This window comes from Shewanella sp. YLB-07 (assembly GCF_009377275.1).
This window is the reverse complement of record NZ_VOQB01000006.1, coordinates 37,504-61,258: the sequence shown is the minus strand read 5'-3', so window position 1 is coordinate 61,258 and position 23,755 is coordinate 37,504. Positions and strand designations below refer to the sequence as shown.

Sequence of the window (23,755 nt, the reverse complement as noted above, 5' to 3'; positions counted from 1 at the left end):
TTATCCCTCCCCATATGGGGTATATTGACGTGTTTGCTTAGTGCGTGCATCGCTGGTTTCCGTCTCAGCTAAGGTGGTGAGAATACTGCCTTGAGCGTTTGGAATTAAAAACTGGTGTTGTGCGTTACCTTGAGCATTGACGGTACGGCTCACCGCCGCACCGCCTACGCGCTGATAACAGGTATGCACAGCTTCTGAGAACTCATTAGCTAATTGCTTTCCCTGGTAATAAAGGTAAATGAGGTTTTCATCATTTGTTTGTGACACCACTTGGCCGATCGCATCATAATGGTATTGTGACAGCGTCTGCCCGTCCTGACTGACTGTTTCCATTTGGTCCAGGCTATTATATTGGTACTCTCTGCCTTGCTCATCACTAAGTAAATTACCTGCAGCATCGTAATCAAAACTGACGCTGGCGGTGTAACTTTCATGAGTATTTGTCATGCTTTTCAGTTGCACGGGATTATCAACGGCATAGGTAAAAATAGAGGTATTGCTTGCGCCATTGATAAAGGTACTGTTGGCTTGAGTGATGTTGCCATATACATCATATTGAAAACTTTGCGCAGTGATAACATGGCCATATTCATCTTGCGGAGCATTAGGCCCTGAGCATGTATAGGCGTCTAATCGGTGCAGCTCATCATAAGTCATGATTTCAGTGGTGATCTCTGTCCCTTCTTGGTATATTTTTTCCTTGATTTGTAAGTCAGTATTAAAGGTTTGCGTAATGGAAAATTCCTCGACGCCATTGACGGTGACAATGCGGCGGGCTTCCATCCCCATAGCATTGAGGACTAAGGTAATAGAAACGGTATCGTCGCCATTGCTGGTATCATACTGTCTGGGTCGGCTATAGTCGTCATAACTCAAATTTGTGGTGGTGGATTGTCCACTTTCTGTAGAAACAACTGTCTCTAAGCGTGAGTAGCGGTCGTAACGGTATACGGTCACATGACCAAAATAATCTTCTTTCGACAGTAATAAGCCCATCAAAGAGTAATCATAATATGCGGTACGTTCGGTACCATCATTGAGCTGTACCGACTCTGATACCAGTTGGCCAAGCCGATTATAATCAAAACCTTGCAGGCCACTTTGATTGAGTGTCTGTTTTAGACTGCCTGTGACCTTGTCATAACCATAGATACTGGCTAAATCTGAGCTCCCGGTGATGTTCATTGAAAGTGGCACTTGCAGGTACTTATTGTGGTCAAATGTTACCGTGTCGCCATGAGGGGTCTCTTGTTCCGATGGCATCATAGATGGGCCTGTATAATGGAATCTCCTCATCATGGTTCCAGACTCTTCTTGCACCATTCGAGAGAAACCATCGTACTGACGTTGGCCTAAGCTAATGTCATTCATCTTGATGTCTGTGGGGAGTTCGTCAGTGCTAAAATTAGCATATTGAAGCGTTTGCGTGACAGTTTGGTTATCAATTTCCCTGTCAACTATTATCACTCTGTCATTACTGTCATAACCTTGTTTGGTAAGGTGATTATTGGTATCAGCTGTCTCTAATAAATTGGCATAACCATCATAATGATAGGAGGTCTTAGCGAGTTGATTATTGTCAGCATCTAAGGTTTCTTTTGATATTTCCAATCCGGACTCATTATAAACCGTGACCTCTTTTAATAAGCCGACGATGTCATAATTTGTTGTCAGTGTGACTCGGTTTTGAATGATTGACTCGACTCTGCCGTCTGGGTGAGTCACTTTGTTGATGTTGCCATGATCGTCATACTTATAGCCAGTTGTTAACGATAATGGTGTATCGCCTAACCAATCTATGTCTGTCTGCGTGACGAAAAGCCCAAATGCATCATAATGATGTTCACTGATATTTCTCAATACACCATTTTTGTCTGTTTGCTGGGCCTTAATGTTTTTACCCGCGTTATTAAAGTGTTGAACCTGTCGATTCCCCTTGGCATCCGTTGTGGTTAATGCATTTATACCGCTGCCAACCTCGTAGTGATACTTAACGCTTGCCACATACTCAGTCTCGGGTGCCACGGTGCTGGTTAATTTACGACCGATGTCATCATAGGTCGACACCATTTTAATGTTTTCAGCATTGACATACTCAATACTTTGCCCATCTAAACAGGTAATGGTATCTGATGTGCTGGCAGTTAGGCCGTCATGCGCGATAATCCCTTGGGTCGTTGTTAATCTGCTGCCTGCAAAATCATAGCGATAGGAAATTGAGCTCGTTTGCCCATTAACTGTCGTGGATTGTGTATAAAGGCGACCGTATTCATAGCGGTTATCCCTGTGCCTGTAATAGTCTAACTGCACGCTGTTGTCTTGAGAAATTTGACGTTTAAGTACGACAAAATATTCGTTGCTGTGATTAAGCGTTGGCAATGACATATAAGTCATATCTACATGACGCGGTGTTTCCCCATGAGTCGTACAGGCGGGAAGAAACGATTCTCGCTTTAACAACGCAACCATAGCATTAGGCTCTGCGGGGCAGTTATCCCCCTCTCCGAATGCAGGGTAGAAAGCGCGAATAATTTCAGTGCCATCCACCTGCTTGATGTAGGTCTGGTTGCCATAGTCATCGTAATTATAACTAATGGTGTATGCTTTTGAGGCTCCATCTTGGTAATAGATGTTTTTGTGCTCTTTGACGAAACTGTACGTCGCTGGCTGGTATTCAATGCCAATATCTAAATTCGCAAAGTATTCGTTCTCTTCCTTTAGGTACAGATTGCCCTCTTTTCTGTATTCAGCACGATCAAGTAAATGGTACTTATTATAGACGCGTAATATCGACTGGCTTCCATTGATTATTTCTGTACTGGTGTATTGATACTTCTGATGTGCTTTAAATAAGGTGTCCTCACCAAATACCCAAGCTCTATCACTCGCAAATCCTAGATAGTTAGTATCTGAATACGAGTAAGTTATGAATAGCGCTGGCTGGTTTTTACCCGGTGAGTTTCGATACTCGGTAACATAAGGGACTGTTGAAAGCGGTGCTCCGTTTGGTAACGAATGGCCATTATCGAGATAAGTCATTTCCTCAATCATACCCGATGCATGTGTTACTCTCTCTATTAAATCGAAACCATTACTCTGTACGTAACGATATTCAATATCAATGTGCGAAGTATGCTCTGGCAATGTAATGGAAGACAAGCGAATATCGCTTCCCCCTCCAATTTTATCGAATAACACCCGCTGGTAAATATGATTATCGAAGCGGTGCTCAAGTACGCTTTGCCATTTATTTGTCCACCAGTCGATAATTAATTCACGCCCAGCATCATCATAGATACGCCATAACACGGATTCATTATTGAAATAGCCGTATTCAAATTGAATCGCAAGTCCTTGCGGTGATATCGATCTGCTCAATGTTCCATCTTCATAGTCGATGTAATCCTGGCGGCCACCTTTGTACACCACTTTTAGTTCCCTAGTAGCATCAAGATAGAATATTCGCATGTCCTTTATTTTACGGTAAGGCATGTCATATTCATTTTTTTCAGAATTCCATACGATCTGAAAACTCTGCCCTGTGGACAATGATAATATATTCATTGATTTGTTAAATCGGCTAAGAGCAAGCCCCCATCCACGACCAAAACCCGAATCAGTCGTGCCAGAAGCACTATAATTCAGTGTTAAAGAAAATTCGGGTCCTGATGTTTTGTGGGATAAAAACACTCCCAAATTAATAGAGAAAGAATATGTGCCCGTTCTGGGGTCTACGCCAGATGAAATGAACTCGGAGAAATTGAAAGCATTGCTTGTGATGTTGGACATAATTATCCTTATAAATAAAGGTTATAAATAAATTGATTATTAGTCGCATTTGGTACCATCTATACTCAACGAAGCTGAACCGAATCAATTCATGATTTAACTCTATGCAAGCCCATTTAAAATGATCACGTATCTAACGAGCGATGACACAGAGTCCTGACACTCTCTATTGATGTAATATAACTAATGTTTGGATTTTTAAACTGCTTAAAAAAATTTTAATTCACACATTTATTTTACTCAATAAATTATGTTCTTTGTTTCACCAGCTTGGGATATCTATATCTAATGTAGATGGATAAGGCATGTAATTAATTATAAATAATTATAACCACTGTGATTCACCACCATTAATTTAAGATTAACACGGTTTACATCTAATTTATTTTCCTGTCGGCTTTTATTCACGAGAAGCCATCAGTAGTAACGCAATCGATTAATATAGGAGATTAAGAAGTCTGATGTGAATGGGTGTTTTTCACACCTATGGTATTGATGTTCCAGTGTTAATTTATTTCTCACAAGACACCACATGGTGTTAATAGGTATAAACCTATGCCAAAGTGATTGTTAATCAAAATCCGTATTCCTTTACTACTGACTGTAAGCCCGTATTAATGGCCGCTTACACTCCCGATACAATTGTTTTCTTGTATCGGGGGTGATTATCATTTAGTCATTAAGAATGTATCGCTTTATTTGTATATTCAAGAGGAACTTTATATGAAAGCTATTAATAACCTACCGGATAACACACTAGTAGTAATACTTACTCCGATTACCCTCAGGTTTAGTGAATATTTAAAACTAAGTAAAAAGGTAACGCATACTATCTCGTATAGTTGTCTTTTTCTATTTTCATCCACCGTTTTTGCTGGACCACCAACTTCTAGTATCAAAGACTTACGAATAATGGCTGGGAATGGTACTGCTGTTACACAAATTTACGCCAATGGTAATATGCAAGCCGAATTAAAGGTTTTTTATCAGTTGGATTCAAATGATTCAGTTAAAAGTATTGCTATAAAAGAATTGTATACGGGACAGGATTTGTCGGGGTGGAATATAGCCGATAGTAAAAACCAAGAATTTTGGAATGATATAATACCCAATTCAAAGGAGAGGGATGAGCGAAGTGTGATGCCTAAAGATTATGCTGTTCTTTCATACAAGTATTTAACGACAAACACAGAAGTAGGTTATACGGATGTTTGTGTTGAATTGACCACAAAAAGTGGGAGCTTTAAGAGTACATGTGATGGTAAAACCAATGACTCTCATGTGAAAATAACCTCACTACCAAAGAGGGTATTAGATGTTGCTAGCTGGGATCTGACCTTGCATGAGAAAATTAATAATAGCTTTGGCGATGAAGCTTGGTTTAGAAAGTTTACACCACGAGGTAATGCACAAATTGCTTATGTTGACTACAACGGCGCCTATGAACGAAGTGGGAGAACACCGCCGAACGCAAAAATGATTTTTGGTAGTCCTTCCTATAATTTTACGGTTAGAAAAAGCCAGTCAACACTCTTTGTGTTTGAGCCGAATACAGGCACGACTGCGAAGAGTCTTGTTTACGCTAAAATCTGGAAGGATGGTAGTAAGGCTTATGCTAACTACACAGTAAATGATGTTACCAGTACCGCTAATTCGGTAGTATTTCTTACTAATTATATTTTTAATTATAAATATGCAGTCTCTCTAAATCCTAAAAACGGCTCAACTTACTTTCATCGCTATATTGATGTATATGACACTTATGGAGGTAAGACTAGGTTTAACTTTGTCAGGGCTGGGCTTAGCGTGCTTATAAGATAATCATTCGTAGGTACTTAAGAGGGCGTTGTGTTGTGGTCAAGTAAAACTGGCCACGGCTTTAGAATCTTCACAGTACCTCTCAATTCAACTTATAGATGGAGTCGCCTTTCGTTATTGGTACAATCATTTTGCACCTAAGCCTCCGTCTTTTCCAGCTCGCTCTCCTTTATCACCAGTTGGGCCAGCAGCCCCCTTTGCAGTCAGGCATAGGCCATCCACACTTTCTTAACAGTAAAAGACTGGTTGGTTACGATTTAATACAGCAACAGGAAAACCATCACCTTGCTCTACAACCGCCATTGGATTTTTTTTCAACCACTTATGCTAGAAGAATTATCAGCTAATATCGGTCTAATTGTTTGCATGACTAAAACCTTGTGACTACTTAATAGTACTTATTGTCGGTCTTTTACAATACACAGTCAAACAAAAAGACCTCTTAAGCAGTCTTTTGGGGTCGTCATAATATCCTATATCAGCTTTCGAGGCCTTCTCGGTGTAAAATAGAGAACTCTTTATGCTCTCCACATACGGGGCAAGATTCTGGGACGCGTTCATCCTCATAGTAATACTTACCGTTGTCGCACTTCGTGCAATGAGTGCTATAAACAGGCTCTTTCTTGGTATCCATATCAGTTATATCCTATCCGTTATTACTTTTGGTTGTTGCTTGGATTATGACTAAACCCAATAAGGCTGAAACTGATAGAGCAACAAAAACAGGTGCGGAATTAGCAATGTTTTCATTGCGTAATATTGCAATAATTATCGCCATAACCCCGGTTATTACATGTAATAACCATAGATATTTTTCATGCTTAGATCTTATTTTGTAACGTAGAGAGCCAAAAAAAGTTTATGTTCTTCTTCGTAGGCATCTCTCTTGATTAGAAATGCTTCATTAAGTTCTTCAAGCAGCATTGCCCTATCGCTATCAGAGATTGCTTTTTCAATTTCATCCACAAGTTTGATATAGGCTCTGTAAGCAGACTCCTTATTTTTACGTGCATCTTTTAGCTTCAAGTAATCATTTTCAGTAACTTTTTTATAGTCCATACAGTTTTACTCCTTCATTACTTAAAGCTATTTACTGTAAACAAAATTTAACTTAAACCATGTTTTCTCATAAATATCGATATCGCTTTATGGTCACCAATTTTATCTTTAAGCAATTGCAACGCATGCTCTTTAATTTCTTGATCTTCATTTGACCGCACAAGCACTAGCCAAGTTTTAACTAAAACCACTGGGGGTTCCATACTTCTCCTAAATGACCAAAGTCAGTTTCTTATCGAGCCAATTGATAATCACGGATCAAACTTTCTAATGGGATTTTCAGCTCTTTATTAAGATTTATAATCATCCCTATGCTAAGGCGTCTTTTGCAACTCAGTATTTCACTGACACGGCTACCTTGCCCTAAAAACGGTACCAGTTCTGCATCCTCTGCCCTGCTTGATCCATTCTAAAGCGGATAGATTCAACCGGATTAGGCGCATTAATGAGGTAATTAACATCCTCAAACGCCTGTGCTAACGTAACAAGAACTTCAAGTTCGTCACCTTCCGGTGTATCAGGTTGTGCCTCCCAAAGCTGCTCTATACGCACTAAAGTTGCTTGGTTATCACTTTCTGTCTTAATCGGTTTAATAGTCATTATATTGGCCTATTAAATTGTTTTTTCATTTATTTAGCATTGCGCAGGGACGGATTCAACAGCCATTGTTAAGGTGTTATCGACAAAGCTAGGCTTGAAACGAAACCCGATCCGGTACAGGCATTCGGCCAAGGAATAGCAGAAGAGATCCGTCTAATTACCAATATACTGGTAAACTATTAATAATCAACCAGATCACCGGAGCACTTTCGGACTAGGAACAATCTTTGCGACAGAGCTGGCCTGAAAGCGATTTAAAGTAACAACAAAAGGGACAAAGAGCCCACTTTTAGCTAATCTACTGCTGCCTTCACTTGCTCTAACAACGCACTAACCGCTGTGGTTCGGCTAGAATCTGGCTCCTCTAAATAATGTAAAATTACTGCTTTTAATGTTTCAAGATGAATTTGGTTTTTCTCTTTATGGAACTGTATCAATGCCCTATCAACTTGCTTAATTCTATTGCGTGGATTGGTGAACACCCGCCCCTTAGTGGTACTAATTTGAACGAAGCTGTCGAGAGGCATTATTCTATCTATGGCCAGCTGACTCTGGCTCTTTTTGGCAACTATCGGCCCGAGTCTATCACTAGCCGAGCTAAAGTTTTCGATAAAACTATCGAGTTTAGGCACCTTAAGTTTTTGACTCTGTTGATTAACCAGGTCAACTTTAGCGAGTGGCTTACTCCCCCCCTCATCAAGATTGACTGCGACCAGTTTATCGTTTTCGGCGAGTATCTCTCTAAACTTCACGATATCCATATCAACCTTAACCAGCTTATCTTGATTCTCCCTGTAGGACTCCAGCAGAGTTTCAATATTCCATTTGTGGTTAAACTGCTGCAGAGCATCATTAGTGTCAGTTTCACTCATTTGAGACATCTCTAATCGGTAGAGAGTATCCTTATAAGTGATAAGCGCGATATATTTCGACTCTATCCCGTTTATCGCTGCATTAGCTGAGCGATACTGCTCTGCAAGTAAGTTCAAGTGAGTGATAACCTGAGCCTGCTTCTCATTAAGTGATATAAGCCGAGGCTCACCGCCACCATAAATATATTCATCGGACTCAAGCAGTTCTGTGACCTTATCATCTTTATGAGTTTTACTCGGAACTGACAACGTATCGCCCTTCATTCCCAGCTTATCAGGCTCACCCATGGTTAACTGACCATCAGTACTGCCAAGCTGACCCTGCATCTGATACTCACCTAACTTCCACTGGCCAAACTGATATTGATAAATCGTTTTCTCATAAAACATCAGCGCCTTGCCCTTGAGCTTAAAATTGACCGATGCGGTGACCGACGCACTGCAGTCATAATCCAGCCCAAAAGGTTTCTTGGGATGTTGTTTAAACGTCTTCGAATCTTTATCAAAGTATGCTCCTCCACTGATGTTAGCATTAGCATCAACAGCCGCCTTTCCTTCAGCCGAAAAACTCGCCTCTAAAGCAGCGACTAAAGGTGTTCCAGCAACCGCTTTAACACCTGCCTCGACGCTTGCCTCCCCTTTAAGTCCCCCTTTACCCGATATCTGCCACATATTCTCATCATGCTTGCCATCTAGTGCTGCTGAAAAACCGATACCCGCATTAACTCTAATAAATGCGCCAGCACTTAGCATAGGGAAAACGGGAACAGTAACACTCACCTCTGTTAGCGATGGGCTTAAGTAATCAGTGAGCTGAAAAGATTTATCTCCATTTAAGTATGCACTATAGGTGTCGAAATCAACTCCGCCTTTAATGCCAAAAGCATTAAAGTCTATTGGGGGAATTTCAGGCTTAAAGCCGGTAATTTTAAGCCCTGACTGGGTCACACTAACGCCTGTTACCGAGAACTTAAGTGCTTTGGCAAAAGGTAGGAAGTCAAATAAACCACTGCTTGAATGTGTCACAGCAGCAACTTGACTATCACTCACCTCATCTCTCGACGACCCTAAGGTTATTGAAGCACTGCCAATCTCAAGCCCCTGCTTGTTAGCCTTCACACTCGCCATGGCTAATGCAAAGGCACTACTTGTTACCTCTAGCTTTTGTAACTCGCCACTATAATCCCCTTTAGCAAAGGTCAGCGTGATCGCTTCCGCTTTACATGCCACATTCATCGCACTTGAGGAGAGCGATAACCCTGCACTAGCTGATAGCAAATACCCCTTACCGCTCTTTATAATGGCAAAGTTAGGGTTTTCTAATTCAAAGCCACTAAAGGGTGATATCGTGCCTTTATATGCCACTTGGGCTTTTGTAAAGCTGAGCCCTCCCTGACTGATCTCGACACCGGATACCTCGGCAGTGGTATCAATAGCTTTTATCTTAACAGTGGCTTTCTTGACCGTGAACGTACCCGTCTGATGAGTATATTCCATCTCAGATGCACTCAGAGAAAATGCATCAAAGTCTGACTCAAAACGCCCCTCTTTTAGACTAAGGTCGAAACTGCCTTTACCCGATGCCAAATGTTGGTAGCTAACATCAAACTTACCTTGCGCCGAATCGAGATGTGGCAAGCTCATGTTAAGCTGAGCGCTGGCATTGACGCCCCAGCCATCATTATTGATCACCATTGCTCCAGTCACATTGTCCAGCACGACCTTGTTACCAAATAGCTCAATCCTGTTTGAGGTAAGTTGACCTTTACCAGTAGTCTTACCCGCTTTACGCTGCAAGCTCGCCTCTGCTCTTAGATCTATACCGGTCGACTCTGGGAGGGTGATGGCCGCTTTTTCGATACTGGCTTGATCTTTATCTATGCTGGCACTTTCAACTTTAAACATCCCAGATGACTCTTTAAATCCGGAGAGGGATGCCGACTTAAAACTATTATCGGTAGCAAATGCTAACTCAGCTTTACTTGCCTCAGCGCTCCAATTAAACACTTGAATCTTAATAAGGCTAGATTCAAAGGCAACAGAGCCACCGGAGTATTTACCTCCTAGCTCTTCTATTATAAAGTGATCATCGGCCACACCTAACTGCGCTATACTCATCTTCAATGTTTTAAGTGACTTACCCTCAAGCAGTAGCTCATTAAGCTGAAACTGTTTAAGGCGTAAAATTGGAGGGATTTCCATACCATTAATGATGGTTAAATCCTCATTTAGATGCACAATAGAGGGACCATCCCAAGGCAGGATCATCTTCAGGTTGCCACTGTCACCCACTGTGGATTTACGGCCAAACATATCGATCCACAGAGCAAAGCTCGCATGCAGTCCTCCTTTTTCCTCCGGTTTAACCGGCGACTCCCCTTGCGGCTCCTGCTGCTTCTGTAACTTGAGCTTTTTTACATCGAGTCCAATGAGCTTTAGATCGATATTAGCCACATCCTGATCATCTGTTTGTGGTACTGACTTTACCCCAGCTTGCTCCTTTTTCTCGCCATAACCCAGCATATACTTGGCAAAACCAAATGCTGAGCTCACAGGACTGGTATAAGCTGTAATAGCTAACCCAAGTGCTTTAACAATCCAAGCGATAGTGCTTTCAGACGGATCTTGATCTAAGCCTACTACCAAAGCCTCCCTGCGATTTGCTGCATGGGCCCCTAAAGCCTTACCTGCGAGGTAGAGTAAAATGGTGCGTACAGGAGCAGGCACTAGATCCCAGATGTTGAGTAAGTTTGTCAGTAGCGCCTGAAGGTTGGTCATCGCTTCATAGATTTTCTCCATATTATCGATGGATTGGATCTTATTGAGCACATAGATGTCGCCTGCCTTTAGCACGCTATTAATCGAGTGGGATTTAAAGAAATTCCATAGAGAACTCATCATCAGATCGCTTGCCATCGCAAGCTGAATTGTTTCCATCTTAGCTTGTGCGCTGGCATGACTTTCTGGGGCGGTAAGCAGTAGCGTTCTATCAGAAACACCTTGAAAGCTTAACGCTTTGTTGCCCATTTTATCAGCTTCAGCCTCAAGAGATTGGTCATTATTAATAGCAAGTCCATTGCGCTCAATGGTAGGCTTTACACGCCCCTGCTTTTGCTGAACAACATGCCAAGCTTCATGGGGTAAGTGCTTCTCCTGACCTGAAGCTAGATGTATCTGACTACCTTGAGCATAGGCATGAGCATTTAATTGAGCGGGTTTACTGGATCCTTTATGAACCGTAACATCCCCCATATCTAAACCTGACAGAGCCTCTATTCCACCACGTAACTGCGTAGGCAAGCCATTGGGACGATTATCAAACGGCATCTCTGGTGAGCTACTGGCATACAGCTCTGCATTGAATTGTGTGGCCTCACCAAGCTTCGCGATATCTTGTAATACCATTTGTGCTGGGGACACGGGACGCCCATCACTAATCACCGCTCTCGAAAGAGTTGGTTTTGGACTGTGAGGGGTGAAACTAGCATTAACTTGAGTGTTATTTTGATTTTTATCGGCGTGCACTTTACTCATCAAACATTCCCTGTTTGGTCATCGCTTGTGATTTAACTTTATGATTAACTCAACCTATCAGGTCGTCGATAAATGTTCAAATAATGACTTTTCCATTTCACCTGATGCTTAGATAACTTCAGCTAAAGAGTTTCGTCGTCAATATAGTGGTATTACGACTCATAGCCAGCCTATCTCAATTCATACTGTATTTGTTAAGTTTAGCCGTCAAAGCAGCCGACAAACACTGGCAATACCAAGCTAATTCAATAAAGCACCGTAACGTACTCTCAAACCAATTTATTGAATTAAGGGCATACAAGGATAGGCGTTTGAAGCTGCTAAAATCTCACTGGAGAACTGCCATTAAGACACTGCAAGACTTAATTAGGGATCCACAGGCATGCTATTAAATTCGTGGGGATCCCCCAAGCATAGACCCAGCTTAGTGGTTTTATGCCTTAAATGGCTCAGTCGTATCTTGAAAGTTCAGGAATGCTCTTCACATAACTAGATAAGCAGACCATACATAGGCAAGTCCTGCAGTGATGCTAAGCTGGCTTTTTATTTGATATGTGAATTCCTCCTATGCTTTTAAGCTTCGAAAAAACAGTTTCCTTCAGCCACTATCCTGATGGCCGTTCGATGGTATGTTGCTTATTAAGCTGATTTATCACGATATCGAAGAGTGACTAACTGAACGTGGTGTTAACGTTGATCACGCAACGCTCCCTTTGCTAGAAGCCCGTCTTTTTAACGTTTGAATTTGTAAATCTAGCTTTTGTTGGTTTGTAGAAACCCGGCCATTTCTAACTCAAGTCAGTCTCAAATATCGATAGTGATATCTCTACAGTTTCAAAACTGCAAAACCAAGACTTTTGATACTTATTTTTACTCTGCCAGAGAAAAGTCTCATAAGTTATAAGTTTTGAGACCACATTCATCAACATAGATACTGTAGGATCAATCTGTGCAACAGAGCCATACTTAGCTAAGTGTTGAAACTTTTCCAAGCTTTGGAGTTTAATATGGTTAAGTACAGTATGTTTTCTTGGATGGCTGTTGCTGCTTTATCTATCTGTTGTTTGTCGGTATTTTTGCTAAAAGCCGCCATCGCAGAAGAGGTATCAAAACCCACATTAATTGTGACCTATGGCTCTCATAACGCTGAGCCCTACGCAATAACCGAAAGTAATCAGTTGGTTGCTGGCATAATTAAAGACATCTCTGATGAAATTGCTGATGAACTTGATATCGATGTTACTTACATTGAAACACCACAAAAAAGAGTAGAGCGATACTTGACCAGTGGCGAGGTTCATTTTACACCGATCTCGAACCCTAAGTGGCTAACACCCAATGAAGCTTATGGCTGGAGTCTGCCACTTTTTGTTGAGCAAGATAGATTATGGGTTTTGAAAGAGTCTCCCAAAGTCATAGAGGAAGTAGAGGAACTCTTCGGAAAAGTGATCGGCACAATACGGGGCTTTATTTATCCGACCTTAACCCAATATTTTGAGCAGAAGCAGATTTACCGCTCAGATGCAAGGGAGATGCCATCGAATATCGCCAGATTACAGCTCAAACGTGTAGATGGTTTTATAGGCTCAAGAACATTAGTGATGTTCGAACTTGCTAGGCAGCAAGACAGCGCGATTACTTTAAGCCCCTTGGTGATAAGTGAGCACAATATTCATGGTGTACTGTCAAATAAGGCCCCAATCACTTTAGCCGAGCTTAATAATGCGATAGGTAAGCTAAATAGTAGTGGCGTTATCGATGGGATTATTGAGAAGTACGCCCCGAAAGAGTAATCTTCGCAACAGAGCCATCAAAGCTATTAGCTGCTTGCTGCTTGCTTCAAAATGGGAAAAGAAATATCCACCGTTAGTCCCTTACCGACACCACTGGTGAGCTTGATATGGCCATTCAGCTTTTGAGTGACGATATTATGAATAATGCTGAATCCTAGCCCACTGCCTCCTTCATCTCTTTTCGTGGTGAAAAAGGGCTCCATCACCTTTGGTAGAATATCATCAGCAATACCAATGCCATCATCACTATATTGTATGCTTACTTCATTCTCTTGAGCTGATACAGCAAGCGTAATTGTACCATTATTTTGCTCTGCAAAGCCGTGGATAATGGAGTTGGCTATCAAGTTAGTTATCACCTGAGATAGGAAGCCCGGATAAATAAAGCACGAGCGCCCTTCAATACAGTCTAAATCAACCGTTACTTGTGCTCTTTTAGTTTTAGGTAACATGCTGTGAATCACTTCTTTGAAGTATTCAGATAGCAATACCTCTCGCACTTGTTCACTCATTTGATCGACTGATACTTGTTTAAAACTGCGAATAAGATCTGCCGCTGAAGATAAGTTTCTAGTTAAAATCGTTATTGAACTACGACTTGATTCTAAAAAAAAGTCAAAATCCTCCTCATTTAACTCCCCAGAGGCAAATTTCTTGGCTAATATTTCAATTTCATCTTGCAAAAAGCTGGTTGCGGTAACACTAATACCTATGGGGGTATTCACATCATGAGCAATGCTGGCCACCATTCTGCCCAATGAGTTAACTTTTTCTGTTTCAAATATTTGTAATTGTTGTTTTTTTTCAAGTTCTTGACGTTCTAATAATGCAGTTTTAAATAGTTGAAATGCCGTGTACATTTGATGTGCTTCTAAGGTGATAGAGTATTGAGGTATTTCTGTCTCATAATTGCCTTTACCAAGATCAATCATTCCTTGGGAGATATTACTGACTTGTTCAGTTATTTTTCCCGTTAAAAAATAAAAGATGATAACCAGTAATGTACACGCAATGAGTATGCATGAAATTATCCACAAACTTAACGTATTTGCTAGGGCTAGTTGAGACGAAATATCTATGCTCATCTCTAATACGCCGCGCACATCACCTAATTTCCAGTCTGATTTAGGCGTTAGTGGGTGATTATTATGACAATCAACACAAGTTTGAACTTGCATTTGATCAGAAATCGCGACTCTTAATACCGTATGATCATTTTCTTTATTGACGACACTAATTATTTTGCTTGGATTTTCATTGAGTTCCAACCACGCTTTTTGTTGAAAAGGGTCAAGTACGATATGTTGACGGTTAGGAAAAGGGTAAGGGCTGTATAAGTTCAATTTACTGCCATGTTCATCAAACAGCTGGCTTAAATCGTGAATCATGGTTGCTGGCAGAGGGATTTTATCAGTCTCATCTAAGTGCTTAATCACCGGTGCTAATACGACATACGCTTGCACTTTCTCAACAATATTTTTTGTGTAATAAACACGTAATAATTTCAGTTGTTTTAATGAGTTAAGTGCTGTGTGTAATGCATGTTGCTCAGCATTTCTTTCAACCACCATTGGAATAGAAAAACTAAGCACCGCTAACATAATCGCCATAATAAGCGAAAGTGGGAATATTATCTGGAACCGTAAATTATTTTGAAAGAATGACATAGCTATCATATTTTTCTGAGCTTGACCATTGCTTAGTCCATCACTGAAATATAGCCATAGATGACTTAGAAAGAAACTTAACAAGTGTGTGGCTGTGACTATGATTGTAACTGTTGGTTACTAATCAGAACGTACAGCACAAATAATAATGTCGTAGGAAAATTGTCGATACTTAAGTTTCATGAGATAGCAGGCCTAAAACAAAAAGGAGCTTAGCTGAATCGACGATCTTTGCAACAGAGCCCTCAACTGTGCCCTATTTATCTCCATTCAATATTTGCGAAATCTTATACTCAGCTTTTTCGATCACTTCTTTATGCTTGGCACTCGCCTTATTCAAATCAACGCCTCCCTCATTGAAAGTCTGATAATGAACCAGGCTTGAGGTGTACTGGTTCTTCACCACGTAAATAAGAATGGTCTCCATTAACTCACGCGTTGATAGCCCATCATCATTATCTGAGTGCGCTAAAAGGCGCAACGCAAACAACGTTAACTCCCTCATTGCCTCCGCATCACTGGTCAGATTTTTGCTTTTTTTGTAATCCACCACGTTTGAATACAACTCAGGGGCACAAGCCACCTGGATCACTTTATTTCTAGCCATCACAAGACACTCCCTTCACTCAAACGTCCAATACAGGTGTATTGCACCGCCAAAATAACAATGAGAATCGAGCAATACACGTGCAGTACGCTTTTAGCGAAATTCCAAACAAGTTTTGACAAATTTACTTACTGATCACCTTAACCTTTAACTAACTATAAATCAGCAAGTTAACCACACAAGCAGCCATTGAAATGACTTGTCATTTCTGCGTGGGGGGTGGTCCTCTTCTCGACGTAAAATTAACCATACAATGACTGATGGCTCATATTACAATTTAGGCGATTTTTTTTGCTTAGTATGAACAGATAGCCTTCAGATTGGCGTTTGAAATCACGTTTTTGGGAAGGAGTATGTAGACTAATTGAGGGTGGCCAACGCGGCTTTTATTTTTCGAATATAAGTCAATCGTCGCGTGAGGGTCTTGGCACTAAATCCAGCATTGTAGGCTTTTTGGACACGGGTTCGAGCCCCGCCGCCTCCAATTACAACAAAGTGGCGACAGCGCACTGCTATGCTTTAAAGAAGCGTGATTTCACGGTTACTCAAGGTAACTGGCGATCTTGGCTTTACATAAACGTTCGGTAAGTGCCCTCTATATATCAGCCGCTGTGATAATCCTGGAACAAACCTAATCCTGATTAATTAGACACAAAAAAGCCTGACAGAATCGATACATCTCTATCAGACTTTAATTACCAGCTTGAAACCCTGTTATACCAATCTGTGTTATAACGCGATGGCCAGCTCGGCACCTTGCCTGATGGCGCGTTTCGCATCCAGTTCGGCCGCAACGTCGACACCACCGATGAGATGAACCGGTAGGCCTGTGGCTTGCATCTCTTCGAGCAAGGTGCGATTGGATACCTGACCGGCACACAGAACCACATTGTCCACGGCTAATATCTCATCTTTATCATCAATCGATATGTGCAAGCCCTGATTATCGAACTTACGGTAGCTGACCCCGGTTTTCATTTTGACCTTATGCTGTTTCAGCACAGAGCGATGGATCCATCCCGTGGTCTTACCCAGATCTTTGCCCATCTTAGTACTCTTACGTTGCAGTAAATAGATCTCATGGGCCTCAGGCCCGTTCTCAGTTTCAGTCTCGAGAGCATTAGCATCATCGGCATGGCGCAGACCCCCTCTGTGTTTATACTCTTTATCTATGCCCCATTGCTTTAACCATTTATCCGGTTGCAAGGTTGAAGACTCCTCCTCACAGATGAAATGAGCCAGATCGAAGCCAATTCCGCCGGCACCAATCAAGGCGACACGTTTACCTAAGCTCACTTCACCTTTTAGCACTTGCTGGTAATCCACGACGCGGGGATCATCGAAGCCATCAAGCTTGAGCTCTCTTGGCACCACACCCGATGACATCACAATTTCATCAAACTTCTCATCCCGAACCACTGAGGCGTCCAAACGGGTATTGAGTCTTAACTCGACCTTATTGAGCTTCATCTGGGCCTTGAAGTAACGTATGGTCTCGTCAAACTCCTCTTTACCCGGAATTTTTCGGGCAAGGTTAAACTGGCCACCAACTTCAGATTTAGCTTCGAACAAAACCACTTCGTGGCCTCGAGTGGCGGCGTAGATAGAAAATGCCATGCCGGCAGGTCCAGCGCCCATAACCGCTATACGTTTCTTCTTCTGCGCCGGTGTGAAATTGAGCTCTGTCTCATAACAGGCCCTGGGGTTAACCAAACAGGTCGAACGTTTGCGGGCAAACACATGGTCTAAACACGCCTGATTACAACCGATACAAGTATTGATAAGTTCAGGCGTATTAGCCGCGGCTTTATTGACAAAGTCCGGATCGGCTAAGAAAGGTCTCGCCATGGAGACCATGTCGGCCTGACCCGATGCGATGATCTGTTCGGCAATTTCCGGTGTGTTGATTCTGTTAGTGGCGATGAGCGGCACCGAAACTTCAGATTTGAGTTTCTCTGTGACCCAGGCGAACGCGCCTCTTGGCACACTGGTGGCTATGGTGGGGATTCTGGCCTCATGCCAACCAATCCCGGTATTGATGATGCTGACGCCCTCTTTTTCGAGTCGCTTAGCCAGATCAACCACCTCCTCCCATGAGGAGCCGTTGTCAACCAGATCCAACATGGATAGCCTGAAAATGATGATAAAATCTTTGCCAACTTTCTCGCGTATGCTACGAACTATCTCCAGTGGAAATTTAATCCGATTGTCGAAACTGCCGCCCCAATCATCATCACGCACGTTAGTGCTGGCTGAGATAAACTCGTTAATGAGATAGCCTTCGGAGCCCATGACTTCTACGCCGTCGTAGCCCGCCTTTTTCGCTAAGGCAGATGAGGTCGCATAATCTTTGATGGTGCCACGAATTTGCCTGGCTGACATGGCGGTCGGCGTAAAAGGGGTAATAGGCGACTTAATCTTGCTCGGCGCTACAGAAAAAGGATGATAGCCATAGCGGCCGGCGTGGAGCAGCTGAATGCAAATTTTGCCATCAGCGTCATGCACCGCCTTGGTGATCTTCTTATGCTTAGACACTTGCCAGGGGAAACTGAGTTGGCAGCCGTTAGGCGCAAGACGGCCACGTAAGTTTGGCGAGATCCCGCCAGTGACGATCAGACCTACTCCACCTAGAGCACGTTCTTGATAAAATACTGCCAGTTTCTCAAAACCGCCCTTTTCCTCTTCTAAACCTGTGTGCATGGAGCCCATTAGCACACGGTTTTTTAACTGGGTGAAGCCCAGATCTAAGGGTTCTAATAAATGCGGAAACGACATTCAAACATCCTTTTTAAACAAGTGATTCAAATCAGCATACCTCTTGTTTCTCCTAAGCTCAACTCTAGCGCCACCAAGGTTTTATCAGATTCCTTTACAATTCAATTAACCCAATTAGCATTTTTTCAGTTAGCATAGTGATATTGAAGTAATAAAGGAGTGGATGATGTCCGCTAAACCCTCATTAATTAAAAGAATTTTTCAGCTAATCTGGAAAAGTATCAACGGATTTAGAAAACTGGTGCTTAATCTGTTCTTTTTCGGTTTCCTCGCCATGCTTATCGTCGCAGTCAGTGTCGATAATGATGTTCAGGTTGAATCAGGCTCAGCCCTAGTCCTGGACTTAGCCGGTTCAGTCGTTGAACAAAAACGTCAAGTTGACCCCATCGAAGCGGCCATGAAAAGCAGCAAGAATAACGATGGCTCGGGTGAGATATTACTCGCCGATATCCTCAATGTCATCGATAATGCCGCCGCCGATGAGCGTATCTCTGCTATCGTATTAGACATGGGTCACCTCAGATGGACTGGGATAAGTAAACTTCAATCTATTGGTGATGCTTTGACCCGCTTTAAAGCAACGGGAAAACCGATTATGGCGACAGCCAATTGGTACGGACAGAATCAATACTTCTTAGCCAGCTTCGCCGACACCATCTATCTTAATCCCCAGGGTAGCGTGGAATTAAATGGCTTGAGTCGCTACCGTCAGTACTATAAGTCTGCGTTAGATAAGCTTAAAATCAATGCGCATATTTTCCGTGTAGGTACCTTCAAGTCCGCAGTAGAGCCTTATATCCGCGACGATATGTCACCGGCCGCTAAAAAAGCCAATACTGAATTACTCAATGATATCTGGGCCAGTTATGCAGCCACGGTATCAAGTAACCGCAACATCAAGCCAGAGCAGCTGGTACTCGATGCAGAAGATTACCTGCGTGAACTAGATAAGGCCGATGGTAAATCGGCAGATATGGCAATCAACATGCATTGGGTAGACGAATTAGCCTCTGCAGAAGCCTTTAGACTCGATATGATAGACACAGTGGGTAAAGCCGCAGAAGGCAACAGCTACAAGCAAGTAAGCTTGTATGACTATCAGTCGCTCATTTCGACTCAACCGGATCTCTTCATCGATGATACCGTCGGCATCATAGTGGCGAAAGGCACCATACTCAACGGCAATCAGCCCGCTGGTCAAATTGGTGGTGAGAGTACCTCCCAGCTACTTCGCAAGGCCAGATTTGATGATAAGGTCAAGGCCGTTGTACTGCGCGTAGACAGCCCTGGTGGCAGTGCGTTTGCCTCTGAGCAGATCCGTCAAGAAGTCCTGGCACTCAAGACTGCCGGTAAACCCGTCGTCGTGAGCATGGGCAGCTATGCCGCCTCGGGTGGGTACTGGATCTCGGCGAGCGCCGACTACATCTATGCCACTCCTACGACACTCACAGGCTCCATCGGCATCTTCGGCATGATCACCACCTTCGAAGATTCGCTCTCTAGCTTAGGCATACACACAGATGGTGTCGCCACCTCACAGTGGGCGGGTATTTCGGTAGCCAAAGGCTTAACTCCTGAAATTAAGAGCGTCATTCAACGTCATATCGAGCGTGGATACCATGACTTCATCTCTCTGGTCGCTAAAGAACGTGACATGAGCCTGGAAGATGTAGATAGCATAGCCCAGGGACGTGTGTGGTCCGGCCGTAAGGCACTCAAGTTAGGACTTATCGATGAGCTTGGCGATCTGGACAATGCCGTTGCCAAGGCCGCTGAAATGGCTGGACTGGAAGACTTCGATAGTCAAATCATAGAACAAGAGTTGAGCCCACAAGAGATGTTTATCCAAGAGATGTTCGCATCGGCCGCCGCTTACTTGCCCCAGAGCAGCATGGATAATTCAATCATAGAACAAGTACTGACTCAGTGGTCCGGTGTGATTGAAGAGTTCAATGGCTTCGATGATCCTAATGGCATGTACCTGTTCTGCGATAACTGTACGCTATAATCTCAAGGTAACAGAGTCTAACCACAGGCTGTTCAACAAACACAAACCCGATCAGGCTCTGCCTGCTCGGGTTTTTTAATGTCTAACTCTGGACCCTATACAGATACGAATTTAAATAGCGGAAACCATTGGGTGAAGCTCACCAAGCAAGTATACTTCAGCCAAATAGCGTCCACCTGAATATAACCATGACCAAACGTTCCATTTATGTTGCCTATACAGGCGGCACCATAGGCATGCAAAAGACCTCCCATGGCTTCGCCCCTGTCGCAGGTTTTCTCACCGATTGTGTCAAGGCTATGCCTGAGTTCTACCATGATGATATGCCACAATTCGTGATCCAGGAATATTGTCCACTGATCGATTCATCGGATATGGCGCCGACAGATTGGCAGATGATCGCCAATGATATTAAGTTAAACTACGATAAGTATGATGGCTTCGTGATCTTGCACGGCACAGATACCATGGCCTTCACTGCTTCGGCCTTGTCCTTCATGTTACAAGACCTCTCAAAACCTGTGATTGTCACGGGGTCTCAGATCCCCTTAGCCCAGCTCAGATCCGATGGTCAAACCAACCTGTTAAATTCACTCTACATCGCCGCTAATTACCCGGTCGCCGAAGTGTGCCTATTCTTTAATAACAAGCTGTTTCGGGGAAACAGGACGACCAAGGCTCATGCCGATGGTTTCGGCGCCTTCGCCTCACCTAACTTTCCCTTATTACTCGAAGCAGGCATCAAGATCCACATGAAGGCCGGGAAAATAGCTGAGCCGTCGGATAAGCCTTTAGATGTCGCCACCATCAGTCCCCAACCAATAGGCGTAGTGACACTCTATCCGGGCATCACCACCGATATCATAGAGAACATCTTACAGCAACCGGTCAAAGCACTGATCTTGCTTACCTATGGGGTCGGTAACGCCCCTCAAAATCCAGCGCTGCTTAAGGTGCTGTCACAGGCGAGTCAACGTGGGATAGTCTTGGTTAACCTCACTCAATGTCTACAGGGCAAGGTCAATATGTCGGGCTATGCGACGGGGAATGCCCTGCAAGAGGCGGGTGTGATCAGTGGTTCGGATATGACGACGGAAGCCGCTTTGGCTAAGTTACACTACCTACTGTCTAAGCCCTTGTCCCCTACACAAGTGAGAGAGGCGATGCAGCAGGATCTGGTTGGCGAGCTGAGCGAAGATTAATCTCCCATTGAAACCTTACTGTGAACTCGATGTTTATTGAAGTATGAGAGATTAGCAATAATATGCTGCGCATATTAGCCAGAAAATAAAGAAAAAAGGCGAGTAACTGCTATTTGGTTACTCACCTTCTCAATAGAGATGCGTAGCAGATCTATTATAGGTCTTTCTCTTTAAACTCGGCGATGGACTCACCTTTGAACTGTTTCTTTAGCTGAGACTTAGATAATTCATTGAGCTGCCCGGCAGAGTTCACCGTTAAATGATCCGTTTGGTTCAATCTTCTCGCTTGATACAGCATCACCAACTGCAGAGTCGAGTCACGCTGCGCTTGTGACAACACGGTGCCGTCTTCCCACTTGCCCAACTCGACGCCGCTAACCAGTCTCTCATAGACGACATGGGGCATCTCATCGATCATCTTATTTATATCTGTCATACACTTTTCCGTTTATGCAATACCATTCTCACGCGAGTGATCATGTAGCCCACAAAACCCAGCACAAAACACACACCGGCGATGTAAGATCTAATCCCTTGGGCAGGCTCCCCTCCCCAAAACCAGATCACCACTCCCGCTATAAACAAGGTCATAGACAACATGCTGTGGTTCATCAGCTGATTCGAACGCTTAATATGACTGATGGTGGTCAATGAGTCAGTATTACCGGTTAGGTCTGCATTGCAGAAGCTGCATGTTGTCGCCTTACTCGAGATCCGTTTCTGACAACTTGGACATTTAATTAATGCCATCGTTACCTCAAATTTATGATGAGTGACCTAGCGAAGTTCGTCCACTACGGCTAACATCGCCGTGAGTGAGGCTTCACCTAAGTAGATTGAGCGTTCAGGAGACCATCCCGACATAGGATCTGCTAAATTATCATTATCTTTAAATGGCATCTCCAATGTATTAGACAAACATTGGAATGTTTCAGCGACCCAGTTAGAGGCCACGGTTAGATTTGCCTTGCCAGGCTCATCTTTGTCGTAACCGAACTCAGTTTGGAAGTCGGCGCTGGTTAATTTAAGTGTATCGATAAATTTCTGCTGCAATGCTGCCATCTTATCATTATAACAAGGGACGCCTTCACAGCCTGCAAGGAAGACGAAAGGCAGGCCTTCATCGCCATGAACATCATAAAACAGATCCACGCCAGTCTCTTTCATCTTGTTGGTGACATGGAATACTTCCGGGCTCTTCTCGAGAGACGGGCTGAGCCATTCACGATTAAGGTTGACGCCGGCAGCATTGGTTCTCAAGTGCCCTCTCACCGAGCCATCCGGATTCATATTAGGCACAATATAGAAGTTTGCCTTGTCTAATAATGCCTTTGCATTGGCACAATCACCGTCGAGCAGATTATTGATAAAGCCTTCTACCAACCATTCGGCCATCGTCTCGCCCGGATGCTGACGAGCGGTGATCCAGATATTTGCCTTCGACTCGTCGCCATCACCCACCTTGATTAAGGTCAGATCTCGGTCATCGAGTGTCAGACCCAGATGCTCAAGACTCACGAGAGGGTGCACTTGCACTGCGGCCAGTAGATCTTGATGACGCTCGTAGCTGTATGGGGCAAAATAGGCAATTTGAATCGCATCACAGTCGAGATCGACCGCTATGGTCAATTTGCCATCTTTATACTCTGTGGGCAGTCTAAACCATTGTTGTCTGTCGTATGTGGCGACGGCTTGGTAGTTTTCCCATCCTTTTGGATAGGAAGCAGAACCAGCGTTGACAATATTAAGCAGATATCGATTACCCACTTCACCTTCGAGGCGGAAGTTGAACCATTGGTAAAATTCTCCACCAACGTCCGGACGAATGGCTAACTGCACATCATTAATATCATCTTGATTGATGACTTCAATGTTTCCACCATCAAAATTAGCACTGATCCGCATAGGTCTTCCTTTGATTAATCTGAGAGAATGAGTCATCTGAACCTAGTGACTCAATAAATGGCCTATAGGATAAACGAAAATGTGCAATGGGGCAGCTAAAAAACAAAAAAGCCACATCGAATGTGG

15 protein-coding genes and 2 pseudogenes are annotated in these 23,755 nt (G+C 43.2%); 5 read left to right on the top strand and 12 right to left on the bottom strand.

The window, feature by feature from the left end:
- On the bottom strand, positions 1–3,789 hold the full coding sequence (locus FS373_RS14445; RefSeq protein ID WP_152829705.1) for an RHS repeat protein: 3,789 nt from the start codon (positions 3,787–3,789) through the stop codon (positions 1–3).
- Between the two features lie 723 nt (positions 3,790–4,512).
- On the opposite strand from FS373_RS14445, the gene FS373_RS14440 reads away from it, so the two are divergent.
- Positions 4,513–5,610, top strand: coding sequence for a hypothetical protein (locus FS373_RS14440; protein ID WP_152829704.1), 1,098 nt, complete (start codon positions 4,513–4,515; stop codon positions 5,608–5,610).
- A 228-nt stretch (positions 5,611–5,838) separates the two neighbouring features.
- On the opposite strand, the pseudogene FS373_RS32020 reads toward FS373_RS14440, so the two are convergent.
- The 5 genes and pseudogenes from FS373_RS32020 to FS373_RS14420 all read right to left on the bottom strand — a co-directional run.
- Positions 5,839–5,975 (bottom strand): annotated as a pseudogene (locus FS373_RS32020) (antitoxin); the annotation flags it as partial.
- A gap of 460 nt (positions 5,976–6,435) precedes the next feature.
- Positions 6,436–6,666: a hypothetical protein gene (locus FS373_RS14430; protein ID WP_152829703.1), complete on the bottom strand. Its 231-nt coding sequence runs from the start codon at positions 6,664–6,666 to the stop codon at positions 6,436–6,438.
- 47 nt (positions 6,667–6,713) lie between these two features.
- A complete protein-coding gene (locus FS373_RS31500; RefSeq protein ID WP_194165855.1) occupies positions 6,714–6,869 on the bottom strand; it encodes a hypothetical protein in 156 nt (51 codons plus the stop codon).
- Positions 6,870–7,029: 160 nt separating this feature from the next.
- Positions 7,030–7,266 (bottom strand): helix-turn-helix domain-containing protein, encoded by a 237-nt coding sequence (locus FS373_RS32015; protein WP_227992789.1) that lies wholly within the window; start codon positions 7,264–7,266, stop codon positions 7,030–7,032.
- Between the two features lie 293 nt (positions 7,267–7,559).
- On the bottom strand, positions 7,560–11,672 hold the full coding sequence (locus tag FS373_RS14420) for a DUF4157 domain-containing protein (protein ID WP_227992787.1): 4,113 nt from the start codon (positions 11,670–11,672) through the stop codon (positions 7,560–7,562).
- Positions 11,673–11,821: 149 nt separating this feature from the next.
- On the opposite strand from FS373_RS14420, the pseudogene FS373_RS14415 reads away from it, so the two are divergent.
- Together FS373_RS14415 and FS373_RS14410 are read left to right on the top strand one after the other, a co-directional pair.
- Positions 11,822–12,064 (top strand): annotated as a pseudogene (locus FS373_RS14415) (IS4 family transposase); the annotation flags it as partial.
- A 615-nt stretch (positions 12,065–12,679) separates the two neighbouring features.
- Complete coding sequence (locus tag FS373_RS14410) at positions 12,680–13,465, top strand: substrate-binding periplasmic protein (protein WP_152829702.1); 786 nt, start codon at positions 12,680–12,682, stop codon at positions 13,463–13,465.
- Positions 13,466–13,491: 26 nt separating this feature from the next.
- Here FS373_RS14410 and FS373_RS14405 read toward each other — a convergent pair whose 3' ends face one another.
- From FS373_RS14405 to FS373_RS14395, 3 genes are all read right to left on the bottom strand, one after another.
- A complete protein-coding gene (locus FS373_RS14405; RefSeq protein ID WP_194165854.1) occupies positions 13,492–15,132 on the bottom strand; it encodes an ATP-binding protein in 1,641 nt (546 codons plus the stop codon).
- A 256-nt stretch (positions 15,133–15,388) separates the two neighbouring features.
- A complete protein-coding gene (locus FS373_RS14400; RefSeq protein ID WP_152829700.1) occupies positions 15,389–15,739 on the bottom strand; it encodes a hypothetical protein in 351 nt (116 codons plus the stop codon).
- Positions 15,740–16,468: 729 nt separating this feature from the next.
- Positions 16,469–18,514 carry an FAD-dependent oxidoreductase gene (locus FS373_RS14395; protein WP_152829699.1) on the bottom strand — a complete coding sequence of 682 codons (2,046 nt, stop codon included), beginning with the start codon at positions 18,512–18,514 and terminating at the stop codon, positions 16,469–16,471.
- 166 nt (positions 18,515–18,680) lie between these two features.
- On the opposite strand from FS373_RS14395, the gene sppA reads away from it, so the two are divergent.
- Together sppA and ansA are read left to right on the top strand one after the other, a co-directional pair.
- Positions 18,681–20,522 (top strand): signal peptide peptidase SppA, encoded by a 1,842-nt coding sequence (sppA, locus tag FS373_RS14390; RefSeq protein ID WP_144048941.1) that lies wholly within the window; start codon positions 18,681–18,683, stop codon positions 20,520–20,522.
- Between the two features lie 188 nt (positions 20,523–20,710).
- Positions 20,711–21,724, top strand: a complete 1,014-nt coding sequence (gene ansA / locus FS373_RS14385) for an asparaginase (protein ID WP_144046390.1) — start codon at positions 20,711–20,713, stop codon at positions 21,722–21,724.
- 154 nt (positions 21,725–21,878) lie between these two features.
- Here the strand turns inward: ansA and FS373_RS14380 are convergent, their stop codons facing one another.
- Genes FS373_RS14380 through FS373_RS14370 form a run of 3 tightly spaced genes read right to left on the bottom strand, consistent with a single transcriptional unit; the run spans position 21,879 to position 23,629 of the window.
- Entirely contained in the window at positions 21,879–22,160 is a 282-nt protein-coding gene (locus tag FS373_RS14380) for a YeaC family protein (protein WP_144046389.1), read from the bottom strand.
- A complete protein-coding gene (locus FS373_RS14375; RefSeq protein ID WP_144046388.1) occupies positions 22,157–22,474 on the bottom strand; it encodes a zinc ribbon domain-containing protein in 318 nt (105 codons plus the stop codon). Before FS373_RS14375 ends, FS373_RS14380 begins: the two co-directional genes overlap by 4 nt.
- A gap of 27 nt (positions 22,475–22,501) precedes the next feature.
- Complete coding sequence (locus FS373_RS14370; protein WP_144046387.1) at positions 22,502–23,629, bottom strand: M14-type cytosolic carboxypeptidase; 1,128 nt, start codon at positions 23,627–23,629, stop codon at positions 22,502–22,504.
- Positions 23,630–23,755: the final 126 nt, after the last annotated feature.

Bases quoted from the DNA above. Each gene is read 5' to 3' on its own strand.
- FS373_RS14445 (WP_152829705.1), bottom strand. From the start codon at position 3,789: ATGTCCAACATCACAAGCAATGCTTTCAATTTCTCCGAGTTCATTTCA.
- FS373_RS14440 (WP_152829704.1), top strand. From the start codon at position 4,513: ATGAAAGCTATTAATAACCTACCGGATAACACACTAGTAGTAATACTT.
- FS373_RS14430 (WP_152829703.1), bottom strand. From the start codon at position 6,666: ATGGACTATAAAAAAGTTACTGAAAATGATTACTTGAAGCTAAAAGAT.
- FS373_RS31500 (WP_194165855.1), bottom strand. From the start codon at position 6,869: ATGGAACCCCCAGTGGTTTTAGTTAAAACTTGGCTAGTGCTTGTGCGG.
- FS373_RS32015 (WP_227992789.1), bottom strand. From the start codon at position 7,266: ATGACTATTAAACCGATTAAGACAGAAAGTGATAACCAAGCAACTTTA.
- FS373_RS14420 (WP_227992787.1), bottom strand. From the start codon at position 11,672: ATGAGTAAAGTGCACGCCGATAAAAATCAAAATAACACTCAAGTTAAT.
- FS373_RS14410 (WP_152829702.1), top strand. From the start codon at position 12,680: ATGGTTAAGTACAGTATGTTTTCTTGGATGGCTGTTGCTGCTTTATCT.
- FS373_RS14405 (WP_194165854.1), bottom strand. From the start codon at position 15,132: ATGTCATTCTTTCAAAATAATTTACGGTTCCAGATAATATTCCCACTT.
- FS373_RS14400 (WP_152829700.1), bottom strand. From the start codon at position 15,739: ATGGCTAGAAATAAAGTGATCCAGGTGGCTTGTGCCCCTGAGTTGTAT.
- FS373_RS14395 (WP_152829699.1), bottom strand. From the start codon at position 18,514: ATGTCGTTTCCGCATTTATTAGAACCCTTAGATCTGGGCTTCACCCAG.
- sppA (WP_144048941.1), top strand. From the start codon at position 18,681: ATGTCCGCTAAACCCTCATTAATTAAAAGAATTTTTCAGCTAATCTGG.
- ansA (WP_144046390.1), top strand. From the start codon at position 20,711: ATGACCAAACGTTCCATTTATGTTGCCTATACAGGCGGCACCATAGGC.
- FS373_RS14380 (WP_144046389.1), bottom strand. From the start codon at position 22,160: ATGACAGATATAAATAAGATGATCGATGAGATGCCCCATGTCGTCTAT.
- FS373_RS14375 (WP_144046388.1), bottom strand. From the start codon at position 22,474: ATGGCATTAATTAAATGTCCAAGTTGTCAGAAACGGATCTCGAGTAAG.
- FS373_RS14370 (WP_144046387.1), bottom strand. From the start codon at position 23,629: ATGCGGATCAGTGCTAATTTTGATGGTGGAAACATTGAAGTCATCAAT.